15 protein-coding genes are annotated in these 19329 nt (G+C 66.1%); 4 read left to right on the top strand and 11 right to left on the bottom strand.

All coding sequences use genetic code 11. From position 1 onward, the window contains the following. Nucleotides 1-45 precede the first annotated feature (45 nt). Both BRAO375_RS34720 and BRAO375_RS34725 read left to right on the top strand, forming a co-directional pair. Nucleotides 46-1179, top strand: coding sequence for an NAD(P)/FAD-dependent oxidoreductase (locus BRAO375_RS34720; protein ID WP_009032102.1), 1134 nt, complete (start codon nt 46-48; stop codon nt 1177-1179). Nucleotides 1180-1209: 30 nt separating this feature from the next. Next, entirely contained in the window at nt 1210-2256 is a 1047-nt protein-coding gene (locus BRAO375_RS34725) for an ABC transporter substrate-binding protein (RefSeq protein ID WP_009032103.1), read from the top strand. A gap of 258 nt (nt 2257-2514) precedes the next feature. On the opposite strand, the gene BRAO375_RS34730 is transcribed toward BRAO375_RS34725, so the two are convergent. Next, nucleotides 2515-3237, bottom strand: coding sequence for a pyridoxamine 5'-phosphate oxidase family protein (locus tag BRAO375_RS34730; protein WP_009032104.1), 723 nt, complete (start codon nt 3235-3237; stop codon nt 2515-2517). A gap of 64 nt (nt 3238-3301) precedes the next feature. On the opposite strand from BRAO375_RS34730, the gene pdxR reads away from it, so the two are divergent. Next, on the top strand, nt 3302-4762 hold the full coding sequence (pdxR, locus tag BRAO375_RS34735) for a MocR-like pyridoxine biosynthesis transcription factor PdxR (RefSeq protein WP_009032105.1): 1461 nt from the start codon (nt 3302-3304) through the stop codon (nt 4760-4762). Here the strand turns inward: pdxR and BRAO375_RS34740 are convergent. The 4 genes from BRAO375_RS34740 to BRAO375_RS34755 all read right to left on the bottom strand — a co-directional run bounded on the left by BRAO375_RS34740 (nt 4750) and on the right by BRAO375_RS34755 (nt 10003). After that, on the bottom strand, nt 4750-6054 hold the full coding sequence (locus tag BRAO375_RS34740) for a ComEC/Rec2 family competence protein (RefSeq protein ID WP_009032106.1): 1305 nt from the start codon (nt 6052-6054) through the stop codon (nt 4750-4752). The genes pdxR and BRAO375_RS34740 overlap by 13 nt on opposite strands. A 130-nt stretch (nt 6055-6184) precedes the next feature. Next, nucleotides 6185-8098, bottom strand: a complete 1914-nt coding sequence (locus BRAO375_RS34745; protein WP_009032107.1) for a gluzincin family metallopeptidase — start codon at nt 8096-8098, stop codon at nt 6185-6187. 47 nt (nt 8099-8145) lie between these two features. Then, nucleotides 8146-9303 carry a patatin-like phospholipase family protein gene (locus BRAO375_RS34750; RefSeq protein WP_009032108.1) on the bottom strand — a complete coding sequence of 386 codons (1158 nt, stop codon included), beginning with the start codon at nt 9301-9303 and terminating at the stop codon, nt 8146-8148. Between the two features lie 115 nt (nt 9304-9418). Further along, nucleotides 9419-10003, bottom strand: a complete 585-nt coding sequence (locus tag BRAO375_RS34755) for a hypothetical protein (RefSeq protein ID WP_009032109.1) — start codon at nt 10001-10003, stop codon at nt 9419-9421. A gap of 254 nt (nt 10004-10257) precedes the next feature. Here BRAO375_RS34755 and BRAO375_RS34760 point away from each other — a divergent pair, with 254 nt between their 5' ends. Continuing rightward, nucleotides 10258-11346, top strand: a complete 1089-nt coding sequence (locus BRAO375_RS34760) for an SMP-30/gluconolactonase/LRE family protein (protein ID WP_009032110.1) — start codon at nt 10258-10260, stop codon at nt 11344-11346. 88 nt (nt 11347-11434) lie between these two features. Here the strand turns inward: BRAO375_RS34760 and BRAO375_RS34765 are convergent, their stop codons facing one another. From BRAO375_RS34765 to BRAO375_RS34795, 6 genes are all read right to left on the bottom strand, one after another. Continuing rightward, the gene (locus tag BRAO375_RS34765; RefSeq protein WP_283806114.1) at nt 11435-12226 is read right to left on the bottom strand and encodes a class II aldolase/adducin family protein; all 792 of its coding nucleotides are present in this window, start codon (nt 12224-12226) and stop codon (nt 11435-11437) included. Nucleotides 12227-12404: 178 nt separating this feature from the next. Continuing rightward, nucleotides 12405-13943: a galactarate dehydratase gene (gene garD / locus BRAO375_RS34775; RefSeq protein WP_009032112.1), complete on the bottom strand. Its 1539-nt coding sequence runs from the start codon at nt 13941-13943 to the stop codon at nt 12405-12407. Between the two features lie 173 nt (nt 13944-14116). After that, nucleotides 14117-15565 carry an aldehyde dehydrogenase family protein gene (locus BRAO375_RS34780; RefSeq protein WP_009032113.1) on the bottom strand — a complete coding sequence of 483 codons (1449 nt, stop codon included), beginning with the start codon at nt 15563-15565 and terminating at the stop codon, nt 14117-14119. 53 nt (nt 15566-15618) lie between these two features. Beyond that, nucleotides 15619-16974: a glucarate dehydratase gene (gene gudD / locus BRAO375_RS34785; RefSeq protein WP_009032114.1), complete on the bottom strand. Its 1356-nt coding sequence runs from the start codon at nt 16972-16974 to the stop codon at nt 15619-15621. A 160-nt stretch (nt 16975-17134) separates the two neighbouring features. Next, the gene (kdgD, locus tag BRAO375_RS34790; RefSeq protein ID WP_009032115.1) at nt 17135-18079 is read right to left on the bottom strand and encodes a 5-dehydro-4-deoxyglucarate dehydratase; all 945 of its coding nucleotides are present in this window, start codon (nt 18077-18079) and stop codon (nt 17135-17137) included. 136 nt (nt 18080-18215) lie between these two features. Beyond that, complete coding sequence (locus BRAO375_RS34795) at nt 18216-19118, bottom strand: LysR family transcriptional regulator (RefSeq protein WP_009032116.1); 903 nt, start codon at nt 19116-19118, stop codon at nt 18216-18218. Between the last annotated feature and the right edge of the window lie 211 nt (nt 19119-19329).

Genomic DNA, 19329 nt, shown 5'->3' on the forward strand with positions numbered 1-19329 from the left:
AGCCGATCCCCCTAGCCGTCAGCCTCTCCACCGAAGAGAGGCAGCATGACCCGGCGCATTGACTGCGATGTGGCGATCATCGGCGGCGGACTGGTCGGCAGCTCCGCAGCGCTGGCGCTGCGCGGCATGGGCTTCTCTGTCACGTTGCTCGACAAGGGTTTTTGCGGCGCCCAGGCGAGCGGCGTGAATTACGGCGGCGTGCGCCGGCAGGGCCGGCCGCCCGAGCAGTTGCCGCTGTCGCAGCGCTCGCACGCGATCTGGCCGCGGCTGAAGCAATTGATCGGCATCGACGGCGAATTCCTCCGCTCCGGCCATCTCAAGCTGGCGCGCAGCCTTGAGGACATGGCGAGCCTGGAGCGCTATGCCGCCCAGGTCGCGCCGTTCGGGCTCGCTCTCGAGCTCGTCGGGCACAACCAGCTCAGCGAACGGTTCGGTATCGGCGGCGACGTCGTTGGCGCCTCCTACTGTCCCGGTGACGGCCACGCCAATCCGCGGCTGGTCGCAAGCGCCTTTGCGGTCGCAGCCCGCCGCGCCGGCGTTGAGGTGCTGGAGAATACAGAAGTTGTCGGCGCCACCCGAACGTTCGAGGGCTTTACACTGGAGGCCGGTGACATCGCCATCACAGCGCGGGCGCTCATCAACAGCGCCGGCGCCTGGGCTGATAGCTTCGCGGCCGCATTCGGTGAACCGGTGCCTCTGGAACGCACCTATCCCTCGATGATCGTGACCGAGCCGCTGGATGCTTTTCTCAGCGTCAACATCGGCATCGAGGGCGGCGGCATCTACGCACGGCAGGTGACGCGCGGCAATGTCGTGGTCGGCGGCGAGCGCGGCGCGCCGCTCGCCGATGCCGACTATTCGCGCCCGCGCAGCGACGGCGCGCTCACGATCATGCAGCGCGCCAGCGAGCTGTTCGGCCCCTTGCGTCATGCGCAGGCGATCCGGTTCTGGAGCGGTACCGAGGCGACGATGCCCGACCGCAACCCGGTGATCGGGCCGAGCGCCACGACGCCGGGCCTCATCCACGCCTTCGGCTTCTCCGGCGCCGGCTTCCAGATCGCGCCTGGCGTTGGTGAGGTCCTGGCCGAGCTGGTGCGTGATGGCCAGGCCGCGACGCCGATCGACGCCTTTGCGATCACCCGTTTCTCACCTGCATCGCAGCCGGGCGATGCTCCCTAGCCAACGACGACAGGATAAGGAGACCTCGCCATGATCCACGCCCGCGCCGCGCTCGGCTCAGCCCTCGCGCTGATGCTCGCCACATCAGTCGCGAACGCCGAGACCAAGACGCTCTATGTCGGCATGAACGGCGGCAATTTCGAGCGCACCTACACGCAGGCGGTGTTTCCGGATTTCGAGAAGGCCAACGACGTCAAGATCGTCGTCGTGCCCGGCACGTCCTCGGAGATCCTGGCCAAGGCGATCGCGGCGAAAGACAAGCCACAGATGCATGTGATGTTTCTCGACGACGGCGTGATGATCCGCGCCGCCGGCCTCGGCCTGTGCGAGAAGCTGAAGCCGAGCGAAGGGCTGGCCCAGCTCGAGCCGTTCGCGCGGCTGAAGGACGACCTCGCCGCAGGCATCGACATCGGCATGACGGGCTTGGCCTACAACAAGAAGCTGTTCGACGAGAAGGGCTGGGCGGCGCCGACGTCATGGCTCGATCTCGCCGATCCCAAGTTCAAGGACAAGGTCGTATTCCAGTCGGCCTCGGTCTCGACCTTCGGCCTGCACGCCTTCCTGATGTTCAACCGCATCAAGGGTGGCAGCGAGGCCAATGTCGAGCCCGGCTTCAAGGCGTTTCCGGACACGATCGGCAAGAACGTGCTCGAATACATCCCGAACTCGGCCAAGATCTCCGAGATGGTGCAGACCGGCGAGGCCGCGATCTTCCCGCTGACGCCGACCGCGGTGTCGACGCTGAAGGAGAAGGGAATTCCGGCCGAGTATGCGCAACCGAAGGAAGGCTCGGTCGTGCTGATGGTCGCCGAATGCGTGATCGCCAACAATTCGGAAGCCGAGCTGGCGCAGAAGCTCGCCGCCTATCTGCTGTCGCCCGACGCCCAGGCCAAGGCGCTGGCGGCCGGCAACATCGTTCCGTCCAACACGGCTGCGAAGGCGACGACGCCGGCGGCGGAGCAGAAGCTCGCCACCTTCCACACCTACATGAAGAGCGCGATCACGCTGGATTGGGACGTGATCAACGCCAAGCGCGCGGAGTGGAATACGCGCTGGAACAGGATGATTGAGCGGTAGGAAGTCTGAGGGTGGGCAACTCATATCTGCTGATCGCAGAGTCTGCTGCGCGCGTTATCCCAGATGTCGTCCCGGACAAGCCGCGACGCGCGAGAGCGCGTCGGGCGCCGATCCGGGACCCATACTCCGCAGCAGACATGAGGCGCGAGCTGCTAGCCACTGTCCTGCCTCAAACTGCTCCCTGTGGTTATGAGTCCCGGCGTTCGCCGGGACGACGGTGGTGGTTGCCGAGGGATATGCGGGTTGTCTCCCGCAGAGCTACCCCGCCGGATAGCTCATGGCATACGTCTCCGTCAGCGCCTCATCCAGCCGCCGCCCGGTTCTGAAAGCCGAGAGTGTCTCAGGACGCGTGACGCCCGCCAGCAGCCTGCTATCAGGCTCCGCCGGTTCGATCACCGTCCGCACCGGAATCCTCTCGGCATAGATCGGCAGCGCATAATCCTCCTCGTCATCGATCACGCCCGCCGCACGGATCTTCGCGGACGCCTTCTCGATGTCCATGGTGACGACCGATGTGGCCTTGAGCTCCTGCTCGGTTGTCGGCCGCAGCGTTGCCGTCCGGCCAGGGAACAGGCGGTCGACCATCATCGTCAGAGCACGGGCTTTCTCACCCTGGTCCTCGATCAGCCGCGCATGGCCGAACGCCATCACCGAGCGATAATCCGCGGAGTGATGAAAGGCGCTGCGCGCCAGCACCAGGCTGTCGAGATGAGTGACGGTGAGACAGGCCGGCTGCCCCTCGGACAGATTGCGCAGCATCCGGCTCGCGCTCGATCCGTGCCAGTACAGCGTCGAGCCCTCGCGCCAATACAGCGTCGGCGTGCAGTAGGGCTGGCCGTCGATGACGTAGGACACGTGGCAAAGCGCGGCCGAGTCGAGCAGGGCGTGCACCGTGGCATGATCGTAGTGGGCGCGCTGATGGCGCCGCTTGACCCGGTTGGTGTCGTCGACGGGATAGCTCGCCACCTGCTGCTCGGTCATCGTCAGTCTCCTGTTTGCGGCGACGTCATGCCATGGCAAAGTGGTTGCTGGGAGTTCCACTTCGATGCAAAAGAAAGCAACCACTTCGCGGCGGCGTGACGACCTGCTGACGCTGCCGATCGTGCTCGACCGTGCCATCCGCGGCCAGTCGCTGCAGGTCCATGGCGCACTGCGCGCCGGCATCGTCGATGGCCTGCTGGCGCCGGGTCTGCGGCTGCCTTCGACGCGCGCGCTCGCCGAGCAACTCGGGGTTCGGCGCAATGCGATCGTCGCAGCCTATGAGGCGCTGTTATCGGACGGTCTGGTGGAGGCGCGGCACGGCGCGGGGACCTATGTCGCCGCGCAACTGCCGACGCCGCAGACGGCTGCTCCGGCTGCCGAGCTCGAGATCAGGATTCCGCAGAACAGGCCTTTCGCGCTCGGGGTCACGCTGGTCGATCCGGTGCTGTTGAAACGCCTCGCCACGGCCAGCCGTCGCCGTATCGCGCAGGCTGCCCCCGGTGAGCTGGGCTATGGTGATCCCCGGGGCAGCCTGCATCTGCGCGCGCAAGTCGCGCATTATCTCGCCGCCAATCGCGGCGTTCGCTGCGACCCGAGTTGCATCCTGATCGTCAGCGGCACGCAGCACGGCTTGAGACTTTGCATCGATGCCTTGCTGACGCCGGGAGACGCCGTGTGGTTCGAGGATCCCGGCTACGTCGCCTCGCGCCATACGCTGAGCTCCACCGGAGCGAAGCTGGTGCCGGTCCCTGTCGATGGTGAAGGCATCATGGTGAGCGCTGGCGAGAAGGCCGATGCACGCGCGAAAGCCGTGTACGTCACGCCCTCGCATCAATTTCCCACGGGCGTCGCGATGAGCATGGCACGGCGGATCGCTCTGCTGGACTGGGCGCGCCGTGCGGAGGCCTATATTTTCGAGGACGATTACGACAGCGAGTATCGCTTCGCCGGCCCGCCGCTGACGGCGCTGGCCGGCATCGGGGGCGAGCGCGTGATCTATCTCGGCACCTTCGGCAAGACGCTGTTCGCGGGGCTCCGGCTCGGCTATCTCGTGGTGCCGCCCGCATTGGTCGCGCGCGTGGTCGCCGCGCGGGCCGCGCAGGATCGGTTTCCACCGGCCTTCATGCAGGATGCACTCGCCGATCTGATGGCCGACGGCGTGATCGCGGCCCACATGCGGCGGATGCGCCCGCGCTACCGCCAAGCGCGCGATGTGGTCGCCGAGGCGCTCGCCAGACACGCCAAGGGATCTCTGCAATTGTCCGCGCCAGCCCAGGGCCTGCATCTCCTGGCAACGCTGCCGCCTGGGACGCCGAAAGACACGGCTCGGCTGATCCGTGAGCAGGCCGGCATCGAATGCCGCCTGCTGTCGGACGCGCGGATCGCGCAGCGGGGACCGGATGGCTTCATTCTCGGCTATTCCGGCTTCGCCGCGAAGGATCTGGCTGATGCCGCGCGGCGGCTCGGGCACGCGGCGCAGCAGGTGCTGCGAGAGGTGGGGTCGCCGCGACGTCAGAAGTCGTAGTCGATGAAGAGCTGTTGCGAGGGAGCCGTGAACGCCTTCGGCAGCGGGCCGGCTTGCGGATTGGCTGGCGCCTCGGCACCGGCCGCGACCTGGTCGCTGCGCGCCAGCTGATCGTTCATCCGCTGGCGCAAGGCGTCGAGAAGCGGCGCGCGCGGCACCTCGTTATAGGCGTGCTCCTGGGTCGAGCACATGCCGACGCAGCCGATGCGCATCGCCTTGACGGCGTCCTTCGGTGTCGCATTGGCGCTGCCGTGATGACCGACCTTGTAGAAGTCGATCTTGCCGAGGATATCCTGCGCCTTGGCGGTGAGCTGGGTGTGGCCCGGCGTGCCATAGGCGCCGCCATAGAGGAAGTTTTCCCAATTGCCCCATTGCGCATCGCCGGCGAACAGGAGGTTCTTGCCGCCGAAGGAGAACAGAATGACGAGGCTCTGATTGTTCAGCGTCTTGTCCGCTGCCTGCGCCTGGGCGGCCAGCACGTCGGGCTGCGCGCCATGGAGCATGCGCAGCATGCGGTCGTAGCCATAGGGCGCGAAAGCCTTGTCGCAATAGTCCTCGCGCTTGCCGCGGAAGGCGTTGCCGAACGGCTTCAGCCGGTCCGGCTGCTCGCTGCTCTCGGTCGCTCCCGCCAGATATTGCTGGTTCTTGTTGGTCATCTGGCCGATGAGGACGTCGTCGATCGGCGGGCCGAGGATCTCTGCCGTCAGACCGGCCGCCGCGAGATCGGGTGGCAACACCGGCGGATCGCCGGCCTTGTAGTAGTCATGCTCGGGCTGCGTGCCCTTGAAGCCGCCGTGCAGGACGTTGAGCGCCTTCTGATTGGCGGCGATCCCGGCGACTCCGAGGCCGCCGGTGATGTTCTCGGCCATGCTCAGCAACTGATCGGCCTCGGGATCGGGCCCCGCCGCCAGCCGCGCCCGGAACTGGCGGCCGAGATCGCCGGCCATCGCGACCAGACTGGCCTGGAACGCCGCAGCCTTGGGATTGGCCGGATTTTCGAACCAGGGCATCCAGACCCGCGCGACCTCGATCTGGGCGAAGATGTCGGCACAGCTGCCGAAGCCCGAGATGTGATCGGCGTGCCGATGCGTCATGATCACCAGCGCCAGCCGGTTGCCGCAGTCCCTGGCCATCTGGGTGACGGCTGCGCGCATGCTGCCGAGGTCCTTGGCGTGGACGCCGCAGTCGATCAGGATGTGGCTGGCGCCGGTCTGCGTCGGGATGCTGAGCAGGAAGAAGTCGCCGAAGCCGATCCTGTACATGCGCACGCGCAGCCCGCTGGCGGCCTTCACGGGGAGGGCAGGCGAAGCGGCGACGTTTGCTGCCGGCACAGATCGTTTGCGCCCCGTTCCGGCTCGGCCCGCAGGCTTGCGTTGCTGCGGAGAGCTGGACTTCGCCGATGTCGGATGGCTGCGCGGCATGTCAGACTCCTGCATGGAGCAGCGCGAAGTCGAGGCGGAAGCGCTTGTCGTCGTCGTGTCCGGTCGGCTGCGTGGTGGCGCGCCCGCTTGCGATATAGAAATTGCGCACCCGTTCCTCGCGCTCGGGCCGGTAAAGCTTGGGAATGACGAAGCGCACGCGCGGTTCGGGGCGCTTGTCGTGGTCGGGCGGATCCTGCGCGATCAGCAAGGTGACCCCGTTGCGCAGCGGGAATGTGCCGGGGATGCCGAGACCGAACGGGACCCGCACGGTCTGCACCAGCTCGACCACCATGCTGACATAGAGCTTGCCGTCCTTGCCGGTCGAGAACATCGGATGAAAGGAGGGCGCCTCGATCTTGCCGGCCTTTGCGTCGAAGCCGAGCTTGTCGGCATGGGTCACGGCGAAGGCGCGCAGCACGTCGCCGTTGTGATCCTTCTCCTCCTTGGTGAGGCCGTTCGGGTCACCGAAGGTCAGGCCCGGAACGCGAAGGCTGCCGCGCACGACCTTCGGCCAGAACAAGGCATCTTCCGAGAACGCCGTTGCGTTCTCGGCGACAATGCCGCGCAGGCGGAAGGCCTGCATCAGCGCGTCGCGGATGCGGTCGGGATCGTCGGGCGTATAGTCCAGATGCGCTGTCAGCAGCGCGCGCAGGAAATCACCGAAGGTGATGTCGACGGGTGGGCAATAGTCCAGCGCGCGGGCGCAGAGGCTGAAGAACTCTTCCGCCGTGCGGCTTGCCTCCATTGCCAGCCGGTTCGCAAGCGGCGCCGGCAGGTCGGCCTTGTCGACGCTTCCGCCGCCGGCGCGAAAGATCCGGAACAGGTCGAAGGTTCTCCGGCCATAGACGGTGAAGTAGGCGTCGAACACGGCGGCGACCAGAATCGAGCCGCGTTCGTGAGGCTCGATCTTGGTCGCGATATCCTTGGCGCCATCAGGCGTCGCCGGGGTCATCAGCGCGCTGCGCAGGCTGGATTGCCGCCCGGCGGCCTCGCCGAACTGCGTGGCCAGCGCGATCAGCGGATTTTCGGTGCTGAGCTGCGACTGGATCGCGGGGGTACCTCCGGGCGCCAGCTCGGCATCGCCTTTGAGCTTGTATTCGAACAGCTTGCCGCCGGTCTTCTGCAGCGTATCGACCAACACCTCCTTGTGGGAGAAGTGAAGGAATAGCGCGGCGAGATCGGCGAACGCCTCGTGGAAGGCCGCGACATCGACATTGGTCGGCTCCATGAAGTGCTCGCGGATGCCATCAACGATCGCATGCGTGGTCTCGTGCACGATGATGTCGTGCGACAGGCAGGTGAACACGGTCTGGCCCGGCAGGTTGCGGCCGGGATTGGTGCGGCTGGCCTTGAAGTAGCCGAACAAAATGCCGTGGGCATCCGGACTGTAAAACGCGTTCGCCTCGCACATCGCATGCGGGAACAGGCTGAGGCGTCGCGAGGCGCCGCGCGGCGCCGGCGGATGGCTGCGGTCGAGGCGCGTCCGCCAGCGCACGCGCCGGCCGAGCGCGAATTCGAAGCGCTGCAGGGTCTCGCTCGCCACTGCGTAGACCATCTGCTGGTGAAACCGCGGGTCAGCCTCCGACGGGGGCAGGCCGTGGGTCATCAGCAGCTTCGGGTCGTCGAGATCGACCGGCTTGTAGAACGTCTTCTGGCTGCCATCGTAGTCGATCACGGCGAACCGCTCGCCGATCGGGCCCGGTTGGAGGCTCTCGTAGCGCACATGCGTGACCATCTGATTGCCGACGAATTTGCCGAGGCTCGGGTCGAAGGCATAGACGTTGAGCGGCCGCTCCGATGGATACGGGATTTCCGCCGTCGAGAAGATGTCGTCCGGGATCTCGCGCGGCGGCTGCGCAGGGGCTTCGCTCGTCGGCGTGACGTCGTCGCATGTGAAGCGCTGTCGATGCGTCATCCTGGCGTCTTCCTGCCCTGGCGCTCGTCTCTACTCGTGAAGCCCGATCAATAGGCTCCGGCAAATGGGAAGCCCGTCGGAGCGGTGATCTGGATGCCGAGCTTCTGTTGCAAGCTTGCGTCGATATGGGCTCGCAGCGCGGCGTCGCAGACGGCGTAGCCCCAGTTCATCAACCGGTTCTGGACGTCATGGGGCATCTTCTCGAGCCGGGTCGAGATGGCCGCCAGTGGCGCCGGGTCGCGGTGCAGGCAGTCCAGCGGGTCCGTTGGGAGCTTGTAGTCGGCAAAGCTGGTGCGGATGCCCCAATAGGTCCCGGTATGATCGCCGCGATTGTAGGCGTCGATCAGCTGACGCTTGCGCAGGCTTCGCACCTGATTGTCGATGACGCCGAGAATGCGAAGCGAATGGCGGGCCCAGTCGTGGTGCGGGTCCTCCTCCGGCGCGATCTGCTGGCCGGCATCGCTGACGAGCAAGGTCGAGAAGCGCTTGACGGTCTCGAGGCCCAGATTGTCGTAGACGCCGCCGTCGCTGAGCACCGCGCTCGTGGTGTAGGGCGGGTGATTGAGATCGGCGCCGTCGACCTTGCGAACCGGCTGGCGGATCGGCAGGGTGAGCGGTGAGAGGATCGGCGGAAAGGCGGAGGACGCCGCGACGGCGGTGGCCAGCGTCACGTCCGGCGCATCGACCAGGCCGACGCGATAATCGCCCATATAGCGGCGCGAGAACCGCCACAGCACGGTCGACTGCATGTTGGTGGCATTGATAACGAAGCGCGGCGCATTGCCGCCGCTGTCGTCGGGAAGATCGGCGAGCTTCCTGCCCTTGAACAGCACGTCGTCATAGGCGGCCGCGACGCGGTCGCTGATGGTCCCGGGGAGGAAGATTCCTCCGATCACGGCGCCGATGTCGACGGACGTGTCGGCCATCTTGCGAAGCCCGTCGACGATGATCGCGAAGTTGTCGGCCTTGCCTGCGGCGTCGAAGTGGAGGTCCTTCCAACGCAGGCCGAGATAGGCTGACGTGATCGAGCCGCCGGATACACTGGAAATCCGCTTCAGTCGGCTGAGCAGCCCGACTTCGTTGAGTCGCCAGAGGGCGCCGATGTGAAACACCATGGCGCGGTAGCCGCCGCCGGACAAAGACAGCGTGACGCCGTCCTCATGCTGAGTGTTGGCGGCATCAAGGTTGGTCGGCTCGATCGGCATGGCGCTCCTCCCCTTTGCCGATAGGTCGGAGGAGATAAGCACACGTTCAACGGGATCGGTGATTTTTTTGCATCCGGAGCGCGGCGCGCGATGCGTCGGCCCGCGGAGCGGCCGGCTATTGGTACGGGTCGTGCTCGGCGTTGGTCATGGTCTGGCGCACCCGGCGCAGGGTGATGGGCGAACCGTCCGAGACGAACTTCAGCTCATAAAGGCGGCCGGCATCGTCCTTGGCGGTGCAGGTCACGCTGGTGACCTTGAGCATCGCGAAGTTGCCGACCTGCCGGCAGACCCCGGACGAGCTCTGCGCCGCGGGCACCGGGATGCCGTCGACCTTCGGCCGGTGCTTCGAATTCAGCAGCATCCGGTCGACCGGCAGCACGTAGACGTTCTGCACCGACCTGCGGCCATTGATCCCCGAGAAAGCGATGATGTGGCTCTCGTCATTGGGATCGTCGAGCGCGACGGTGAAATGGGCGCGGCCCTTTTCGCTGTGAAAGAACGCCACCGTCTTGCACGGAAACTCGCGGCCATCGACCTTCACGGCACCGCAGCTGCCGGACATCAGAGCATAGAGATCGATGTCGGGGCGCTCCTCGGGCGTGCTCGCGCTCGCCAGCGGCGCCTGCGCCCGGGATGGCGCGCAAAGGCCGAGGAAAAGGCCAAAGCCGAGGACGACGAGGCGAGGAATATTCGAGGACATCCGCAGCGGCAGCCTGGACAGAATCATGTTCGCGCAACGCCCATGGGATGTGTCAGCTTTGCGGCGAAAAGAGGTCCGGTGAGGCCCGGTGCGGCCCACCCGGGAAGACGGGGTGAACCTCTGGCGGTGTCGCGCGCTGCATTGCGGTGATGTCGATCGAAGCCGCGAAAGCCGTGGAAAGTTCCGCACATAGCATCTATTGGGGAACATGCGACCGCTCGACGGTCGACACAAGAATGATACGGAGGAAACTGATGAATCTGTCGCGTCGCGGCATCCTGTCGGCCGCGCTGAGCGGAGCGGCGGTTGCGATCTCGAGCCGGGCGAAGGCACAGTCCTTTGCCTTCAAGCCGAACCAGCGCTATCCCGACCCGGCCGTCGAGATCCTCGATCCCAGCTTCGCCAAGTACCGGCTCTATAGCTCGACCGTCGAGCAGGTCGCCAGCGGCATGCGCTGGGCGGAAGGGCCCGCCTATTTCCCCGAGGAAGGCTATCTGCTGCTGAGCGACATCCCCAACAACCGGATCATGAAGTACAGCGAGAAGGACGGCAGCTTCACCGTCTTCCGCAGCCCGGCCAACTACGCCAATGGCAACACGCGCGATCGCCAGGGGCGGCTGGTGAGCTGCGAGCATTCGGTGACCCGCCGCATCACCCGCACCGAGAAGAACGGCACCGTCACCGTGCTCGCCGACAGCTTCGAGGGCAAGCGGCTGAACGCGCCGAACGATATCGTCGTGAAGTCCGACGACACGATCTGGTTCACCGATCCGCTGTTCGGCATCAACGGCAACTGGGAAGGCTTCAAGGCGAAGTCCGAGCAGGCCAACACCAACGTCTTCCGGATCGGCACCGACGGCAAGCTGAGCGCGGTCATCACCGACCTTGTCAATCCCAACGGGCTCGCCTTCTCGCCGGATGAGAAGAAGCTCTACGTCGTGGAGTGGAAGGGCACGCCCAACCGCAGCATCTGGAGCTACGACGTCAATGCCGACGGCACGGTCGGCAACAAGGTGAAGCTGATCGACGCCGCCGACCAGGGCTCGCTCGATGGCTTCCGTGTCGACCGTGACGGCAATCTGTGGTGCGGCTGGGGCTCGAACGGCGCGCTCGCGTCGGAGCCGGTGGACGTCAACGGCCGCAAGGTGTTTCCGCTCAAGGCCAAGTCGGAGGATCTCGACGGCGTGATGGTGTTCAATCCCTTGGGCAAGCCGATCGGCTTCATCCGTCTGCCGGAGCGGTGCGCCAACCTGACGTTCGGCGGGCCGAAGAACAACCGGCTCTACATGGCGGCGTCGCATTCGCTGTACGCGCTGTATGTCGAGACGGAAGGCGCGGTGTAGGACGGCATCGACGCTGCGTTGGACTCCAGGGGCAGCGCGTCCGGGCTGCCCCTGATGAACCGGATCTCGTGAAGCCTGCAGCGCCATGCTATTTCCCCGGCTGCACCTTCTGCTTCCACAGCGCCCAGGCGCGATCCATGATCACCATGTTGACGCCGTCGGCCTTGGCGGCCTCCTCGGCGCTGAGATAGGTGACGTCGGAGCCTAGGCCGATGGCCTGGGCCTGCAGCCTCGCATTGACGTCGGTGTAGTAGGCGCGGAACACGGCGGCCTGCACCGCCGGGCCGACGATGACGTCGCCATGGCCGCGCATCAGCACCACGGATTTGTCGGCGAGCGCAGCCGCCAGCGACTTGCCGATGGCGTTGTTGCGCACCAGCATGTCGGTGGCGCCGAACTCCTTGCCGATGTCCCACACCGGCGCGCCTTCGCCGAGGAAGGCGGCGTTGTGATAGAGCGGTCTCAAGGGTGTGCGGCTGACGCTGAACGGCACCACGCCGGGCGAATGGGTGTGCACGACGGCGTTGACGTCGGGACGGGCCTTGTAGATCTCGGCATGGATGAAGCGCTCAAGGAAGACGGCGCGGTTCCTGGCGTCAACCGGCTCGCCGTTCTCGTCGAACTCCATGATGTCGGCGGCCGTGACCTGCGCCGGCGCGACCGAGCGCGCCATCAGGAAGTGCTTGGGATTGGTCGGATGCCGCGCGCTGACATGGCCGAAGGCATCAACCACGCCGAGATCGGCGAGCACGCGGCTGCCGGTGGCGATATCCTCGAGCAGCTCGCGGGGGACGCTGGGGATGGCGTCTTGTGCGCGGGATGTCGCAATGGAGAGGAGGGTGGCGACGGCGATCGCAGCGAAGCGGCTGAAGCTGGACATCTCGCTCTTCCTCCCGGCCTTCGTTGTCGAGGCTCGTTGCTTCAGCATACGCGTCATTGCGAGCGAAGCGAAGCAATCCAGGATGGTGGGCGGGACTCTGGATTGCTTCGCTTCGCTCGCAATGACGGGGATGGGTCTGAGCGAGGCATCTGTCATGGTCGGGTGAGCGGAACCTCCCTCAGGTCACCGGCGCGGGGTTGAACAAGGTCAGGTCGTTGTGGATGCCCCAACGGTCGGACCATGGCTTGGTGCGGCCGCTTGCCACATCGAGGATCAGCTTGAACAGCTCCCAGCCGGTCTCCTCGATGGTCATCTCGCCAGTGGCGATGCGGCCGGCGTCGAAGTCGATCAGGTCCTTCCAGCGCCGCGCCAGTTCCGTGCGGGTCGCGACCTTGATGACGGGGGCGGCGGCGAGGCCGTAGGGCGTACCGCGGCCGGTGGTGAACACCTGCAAGGTCATGCCAGAGGCGAGCTGCAGGGTGCCGCAGATGAAGTCGGAGGCCGGCGTCGCCGCGAACAGCATGCCCTTCTGCTTGGCCTTCTCGCCCGGCGCGAGCACGCCGTGGATCGGTCCCGAGCCGGATTTCACGATCGAGCCCAGCGACTTCTCGACGATGTTGGCGAGACCACCTTTCTTGTTGCCCGGCGTGGTGTTGGCGCTGCGATCGGCGCCGCCGCGTGCGAGATAGGCGTCGTACCAATCCATCTCGCGGATCAACGCGCGGCCGACGTCCTCGTTGATGGCGCGTCGGGTCAGCAGCTGAATCGCGTCGCGGACTTCAGTGACTTCGGAGAACATCACGGTGGCGCCGGCGCGCACCAACAGGTCGGCGGCGAACCCCACGGCGGGATTGGCGGTCACGCCGGAGAACGCATCGCTGCCGCCGCATTGCAGCCCGATGACGAGATCGGAGGCGGGGCAGGTCTCGCGGGTGCGCTTGTTGAGCTCGGCGAGGCGGCGATCGGCCTGGGTCATGACGGCGTCGACGATGGCGCCGAAGCCGTCGAAGGCTTCGTCCTGCATGCGGACGATGGAATCTTCGGTGCCCTCCGGCAGCAGCCGCTCCGGCGCGAGCTTCTCGCAGCCGAGGCCGACCACCAGGATCTCGCCGCCGAAATTCGGGTTCAGCGCGAGGTTCTGCAAGGTGCGGATCGGCACCACGGCGTCGGGCGCGGTGATGGCGACGCCGCAGCCATAGGCGTGGGTCAGCGCGACGACATCGTCGACGTTCGGGTATTTCGGCAGCAGCTCGGACTTGATGCGCTTGATCGCGAATTCCAGCGTGCCCTTCACGCATTGCACCGACGTGGAGATGCCCAGCACGTTGCGGGTGCCGACCGAACCGTCGGCGTTGCGATAGCCCTCGAAGGTGTAGCCATCGAGCGGCGGCAGCGGCGCTGGGACGGCGGTGGAGATTTCGAGCTGATCGAGCGCAGGGGCCTCGGGCATGTCGATGCGGGCTTCGTCGACCCATTCGCCGGCGGCGATGAGAGACTTTGCATATCCGATGATCTCGCCGTAGCGCACGATCGGCGCGCCCTGGGGAATGTCGACCAGCGCGGTCTTGTGGCCCTGCGGGACGAAGGTCTTCAGGGTCAGGCCGTCGGGAAGCTTGGTGCCGGCAGGCAGGCCGAAATCGTTCACCACGATCGCGACATTGTCGCGCGCGTTGAGCTTGATAATGCGGGGCTCCTGGTTCACGACCTGCTGGTTCATGCTGGCTCCGTTCCCTCAACTCGTAGGGGGCAAAGCGAGGCGTGCCCACCTTCTGTGTTTGTCATGGGCACCGCCCGTGTGGCTGCCCCTCACCCCAACCCTCTCCCCGTGAAGAACGGGGAGAGGGAGTGGACCGCGGATGCGGCCCGTTTGTTAGTTCATGATCGTCAGGCTCACACCGGGAAGGTGTAGGCCGTCTTCACCGTGGTGTAGAACTCGCGCGCGTAGGAGCCCTGCTCGCGGGCGCCGTAGCTCGATCCCTTCCGGCCGCCGAACGGGACGTGGTAGTCGACGCCGGCGGTCGGCAGGTTTACCATCACCATGCCGGCCTCGCTGTTGCGCTTGAAGTGCGAGGCGTATTTCAGGCTGGTGGTGCAGACGCCGGCCGCGAGGCCGAACTCGGTATCGTTCGAGATCGCCAGCGCCTCGTCGTAGTTCTTGGCGCGGATGACGCAGGCGACCGGTCCGAAGATCTCTTCACGCGCGATGCGCATGTTGTTGTTGGCCTCGGTGAACAGCGCCGGCTGCATGTAGAAGCCGGGAGACTCGCGGTTGAGCAGCTCGCCGCCCCAGGCGAGCTTGGCGCCTTCGTCCTGGCCGATCTTGAGATAGCGCTGGTCCTGCTCGAGCTGGTTGCCGTCGACGACAGGGCCGATATGGGTGCCCTGCTTGACGGCGTCGTCGACAACGAGACCCTTCAAGCGATCGGTCAGCGCCTCGACGAACTTGTCGTGGATGCCCTCGGTGACGATCAGGCGCGAGGAGGCCGTGCAGCGCTGGCCGGTCGAGAAATAGGCGCCGTTGGCGGCGGCCTCGACCGCGACCTTGACGTCGGCGTCATCGAGCACGACCAGCGGGTTCTTGCCGCCCATCTCGAGCTGGAACTTCTTCATCGGGTTCGACAGCACGCAGGCCTGCGCGATCTTGCGCCCCGTGCCAACCGACCCGGTGAAGGAGATCGCGGCGACGTCGGGATGCTCGAGCAGGGTCTGGCCGACCACCGAGCCGGAGCCGACAACGAGGTTGAAGACGCCGGCCGGAATGCCCGAGCGCGCGATGATCTCGCTCAAAGCATGCGCCGAGCCCGGCACCAGCTCGGCCGGCTTGAACACGACGGTGTTGCCGTAGCAGAGCGCGGGGGCGATCTTCCAGGCAGGGATCGCGATCGGGAAATTCCAGGGCGTGATCATGCCGACAACGCCGACCGCCTCGCGGGTGATCTCGACGTCGAGGCCGGGACGGACCGAGGCACCCTTCTCGCCGGTCAGGCGCAGCGCCTCGCCGGCGAAGAATGCGAAGATCTGGCCGGCACGCGCGACCTCGCCGATGCCCTCCGGCAGGGTCTTGCCTTCCTCGCGGGCCAGCAGGCGGCCGAGCTCTTCCTTGCGCGACAGGATCTCGGCGGAGATCTTGTTCAGCGCGTCATAGCGCTCCTGCGGCGTCGAGCGCGACCAGGCTGGGAAGGCAGCCTTGGCGGCGGCGATCGCCTTCTCGGTCTGCGCCTTGTCGGCCTTGGCGTATTCGCCGACGACATCGTTGGTGTTCGACGGGTTGATGTTGCGGGTCACCCCGCTGCCGTCGACCCACTCGCCGGCAATGAAATTCTTGAGGATCGCGTTCATGTTGTTCTCCAGACTTTGCGCGATTGCTCGGACAATCTAACCGATCGCCCCCGTCATCGCACGAGACAGGGGCGCTTGTCGTCGAAGGTCCAGCCGGGGATCAGATACTGCATTGCGACGGCGTCGTCGCGTGCGCCGAGCCCGTGGCTCTTGTACAGCGCATGAGCCTTTTCGATGGCGCCGCGGTCAACCTCGATGCCGAGCCCGGGTTGCTCGGGGACTGCGATCTTGCCGCCCTTGATCTGCAGCGGCTGTTTCGTCAGCGCCTGGCCGTCCTGCCAGATCCAATGGGTGTCGATCGCGGTGACCTTGCCCGGCGCGGCGGCGGCCACATGGGTAAACATCGCCAGCGAAATGTCGAAATGGTTGTTGGAGTGTGAACCCCAGGTCAGGCCGTTGTCCTTGCAGGTCTGGGCGACGCGGACGGAGCCCTGCATGGTCCAGAAATGGGGATCGGCCAGGGGGATGTCGACGGCGCCGAGGCGCAGCGCATGGCTGAGCTGCCGCCAGTCGGTGGCGATCATGTTCGTCGCGGTCGGCAGGCCGGTGGCGCGGCGGAACTCCGCCATGATCTCGCGGCCGGAGAAGCCGGCCTCGGCGCCGCAGGGGTCCTCGGCATAAGCGAGAATGCCGTGCATGTCCTTGCACAGCCGGATCGCTTCATCCAAGGACCAGGCCCCGTTCGGGTCGAGCGTGACGCGCGCCTTGGGGAAGCGCTTTGCGATCGCGGTGACCGCCTCGATCTCGGCCTCGCCCTTGAGCACGCCGCCCTTGAGCTTGAAGTCGGCGAAGCCGTAGGCGTCATGGGTGGCCTCGGCGAGCCGCACGACAGCTTCGGGCGTCATCGCCTCCTGATGTCGCAGCGTATACCAGCCCTCACGTTCGCCTTCGCCGGTGGCGTAGGGGAGGTCGGTCTTCCTGCGGTCGCCGACGAAGAAGAGATAGCCGAGCGCCTCGACGGATTGACGCTGCTGGCCCTCGCCCAGCAGTGCCGCGACGGGCAGGCCGAGATGCTGGCCGAGCAGGTCGAGAAGCGCGGATTCGACCGCCGTGACCGCATGGATCATCACGCGCAGGTCGAAGGTCTGCTTGCCGCGGCCACCGGCGTCGCGGTCGGCGAAAGCGGTGCGCATCGTCGCGAGGACCGTGTTGCAGGCGCCGATGCTTTTGCCCACGATGAGGCTCTTCGCATCCTCCAGCGTCTGCCGGATCTTCTCGCCGCCGGGCACCTCGCCGACGCCGGTATGGCCGGAATTGTCGGTGAGGATGACGAGGTTGCGGGTGAAGAACGGCCCATGCGCGCCCGAGAGATTGAGCAGCATGCTGTCACGGCCGGCGACCGGAATGACCTCCATGCCGGTGACGACCGGCGCGCCGGAGATTCCTGTGCTGGTGGCGTCGTGACTCATCATGCTCCTCCTCGGTCTCTTGATAGTCCGATCGTCATTCCGGGGCAGCCCGTCAGGGCTGAACCCGGAATCTCGAGATTGGCTTGCGCCTATTCTCTTCAATCAACTTCGAGATTCCGGGTTCAAGGCCTTGCGGCCTTGCCCCGGAATGACTGCGAAATCACTCCGCCGCCTGCTGCGCCGAGACGGCGCCCGGCAGCGCCTTCACCAGCGCGGTCAGCTCGGCCATCTCGCCCTCGGTGAGGTCGGTCAGCGGCAGGCGGACCGGGCCGGAGTCGCGGCCGATCACCTTCATGCCGGCCTTGATGATCGACACCGCGTAGCCCTTCTTGCGGTTGCGTATCGCGATCAGCGGCAAAATGAAATCCTTCAATCCGGCATGGATGGTGGCGTGGTCGCGCTTGCGCACCGCGGCATAGAAGTTGGTGGCGAACTCCGGCACGAAGTTGAACACGGCCGAGGAGTAGGTCGTCACGCCCATGTCGAGATAGGGCAGGGCAAAGGTCTCGGCCGTCGGCAGGCCGCCGATATAGGTCAGGCGGTCGCCCATCTTGCTGTAGACGCGGGTCATCAGCTCGATGTCGCCGATGCCGTCCTTGTAGCCGACCAGGTTCGGGCAGCGCTCGCACAGCCGCGCCAAGGTGTCCGGCTGCAAAATCGCGTTGTCGCGATTGTAGACGATGACGCCGATCTTCACCGATTTGCAGATCGCCTCGACATGGGCGGCGAGGCCCTCCTGCTCGGCATGCATCAGATAGGGCGGCAGCAGCAGCAGGCCGTCGGCGCCGGCCTTCTCGGCACCGATCGCGATCTCGCGGGCGATCGCGGTGCCATAGCCGGTGCCGGCCAGCACGGGCACGCGGCCGCGGGTCTCGTCGACCGCGACCTTGACCACCTGCGGCACCTCGGCTGCCGTCAGCGAGAAGAACTCGCCGGTGCCGCCGGCGGCGAACAGGCCCGCGACCTCATAGCCGCACAGCCAGTCCATGTTGGCGCGATAGGTGGCCTCGTCGAACGAATAGTCGGCCTTGAACGGCGTCACGGGGAAGGAGAGCAGGCCGCTGCCGATTTTCGCAGCCATTTCCTCAGGAGTCATCTTGCTCATCGCGCGGGTCCTTCACGAATGTTCTTGGGGAACGAATGCGGCGCCGCACGTCAGCGCGCATTCCCCGGCGATGTGGTAGGACCAAGTTCGATGCCGGTCCAAGCCAATGACGGTATCGATTGATACGGACCGGGTATCAATCTTCGACCTGTTGCACGGCGAGATTTCCGGCGAGCTGGACCAGCGCCGGCAGCAGCGGATTGTCGTGGTCGCGGCGCCAGACCAGGAACAGCTCGGCCGGTGTGGGGTTGCGCAGCTTCAAGGGCCGCAGCCGGACATCGGCAATCTTCAGGCTGGCGGCGGCTTCGGGCACGATCGCAAGCCCCAGGCCGGCGCGCACCATCGCCAGGATCGAATGGATCTGGCTGAGGTGCTGGACGTAGCGCGGCAGCACCTCGGCGCGCATGAACTGCGAGACCAAGAGATCGTGGAAGTAGCGCGCCTCGGTCTGCGAATACATGATGAACGGTTGGCCGTCGAAATCGCGGATCGACACGGTCTCGGCCGAGGCCAGGCGATGGCGGCGCGGCAGCGCGGCGCAGAGCGGCTCGGCGACGACGCGGCGGGTGGCGAATTCAGGGCGGGCGATCGGCGGCCGCAGCAGGCCGGCATCGATCTGGCCGGAGGCCAGCGCCTCGATCTGATCGCCCGACACCATCTCCTTGAGCGACAGGTCGGCCTCGGGCAATTCGCTGCGGCAGGCCGCGACGAGGTCGGGCAGGAAGCCGTAGGCCGCGGCCGCGGTGAAGCCGATCTTCAGCGAGCCGCTCTTGCCGCTGGCGATGCGTTGCGCCACCTGTGCCGCGCTCTCCGCCATCTTCAGGATCCGCCGCGCCTCGGGCAGGAAGCTGCGCCCGGCCGGCGTCAGCTTCACCGAGCGGCTGGTGCGCTCCAGCAGCGCCGCGTCGATGATGTGCTCCAGCACCTGGATCTGCCGCGACAGCGGCGGCTGCGTCATGTTCAGCCGGACAGCGGCGCGGCCGAAATGCAGCTCCTCGGCCACGGTGACGAAGCAGCGCAGCTGGTTGAGATCGAACATCGATGCGTCCGGGGTATGGATCTGGCGGATGGTGCGGGGTTCGTAGCATTGATCTGGCAAACTGGGAACGGCAGCGAAAGGCGGTCTGGATATGACCCGCCGGTATCGCACCCTCTGCCGTCGTCCCGGCGAACGCCGGGACCCATACCCCCAGGGAGCGGTTTGAGGCAGGCTGGTCATTGGCTTTTTGCCCAACACGCCTGCTGCGGCG

Origin of the sequence: Bradyrhizobium sp. ORS 375 (genome assembly GCF_000239775.1) — a bacterium.
Classification (GTDB): Bacteria; Pseudomonadota; Alphaproteobacteria; order Rhizobiales; family Xanthobacteraceae; genus Bradyrhizobium.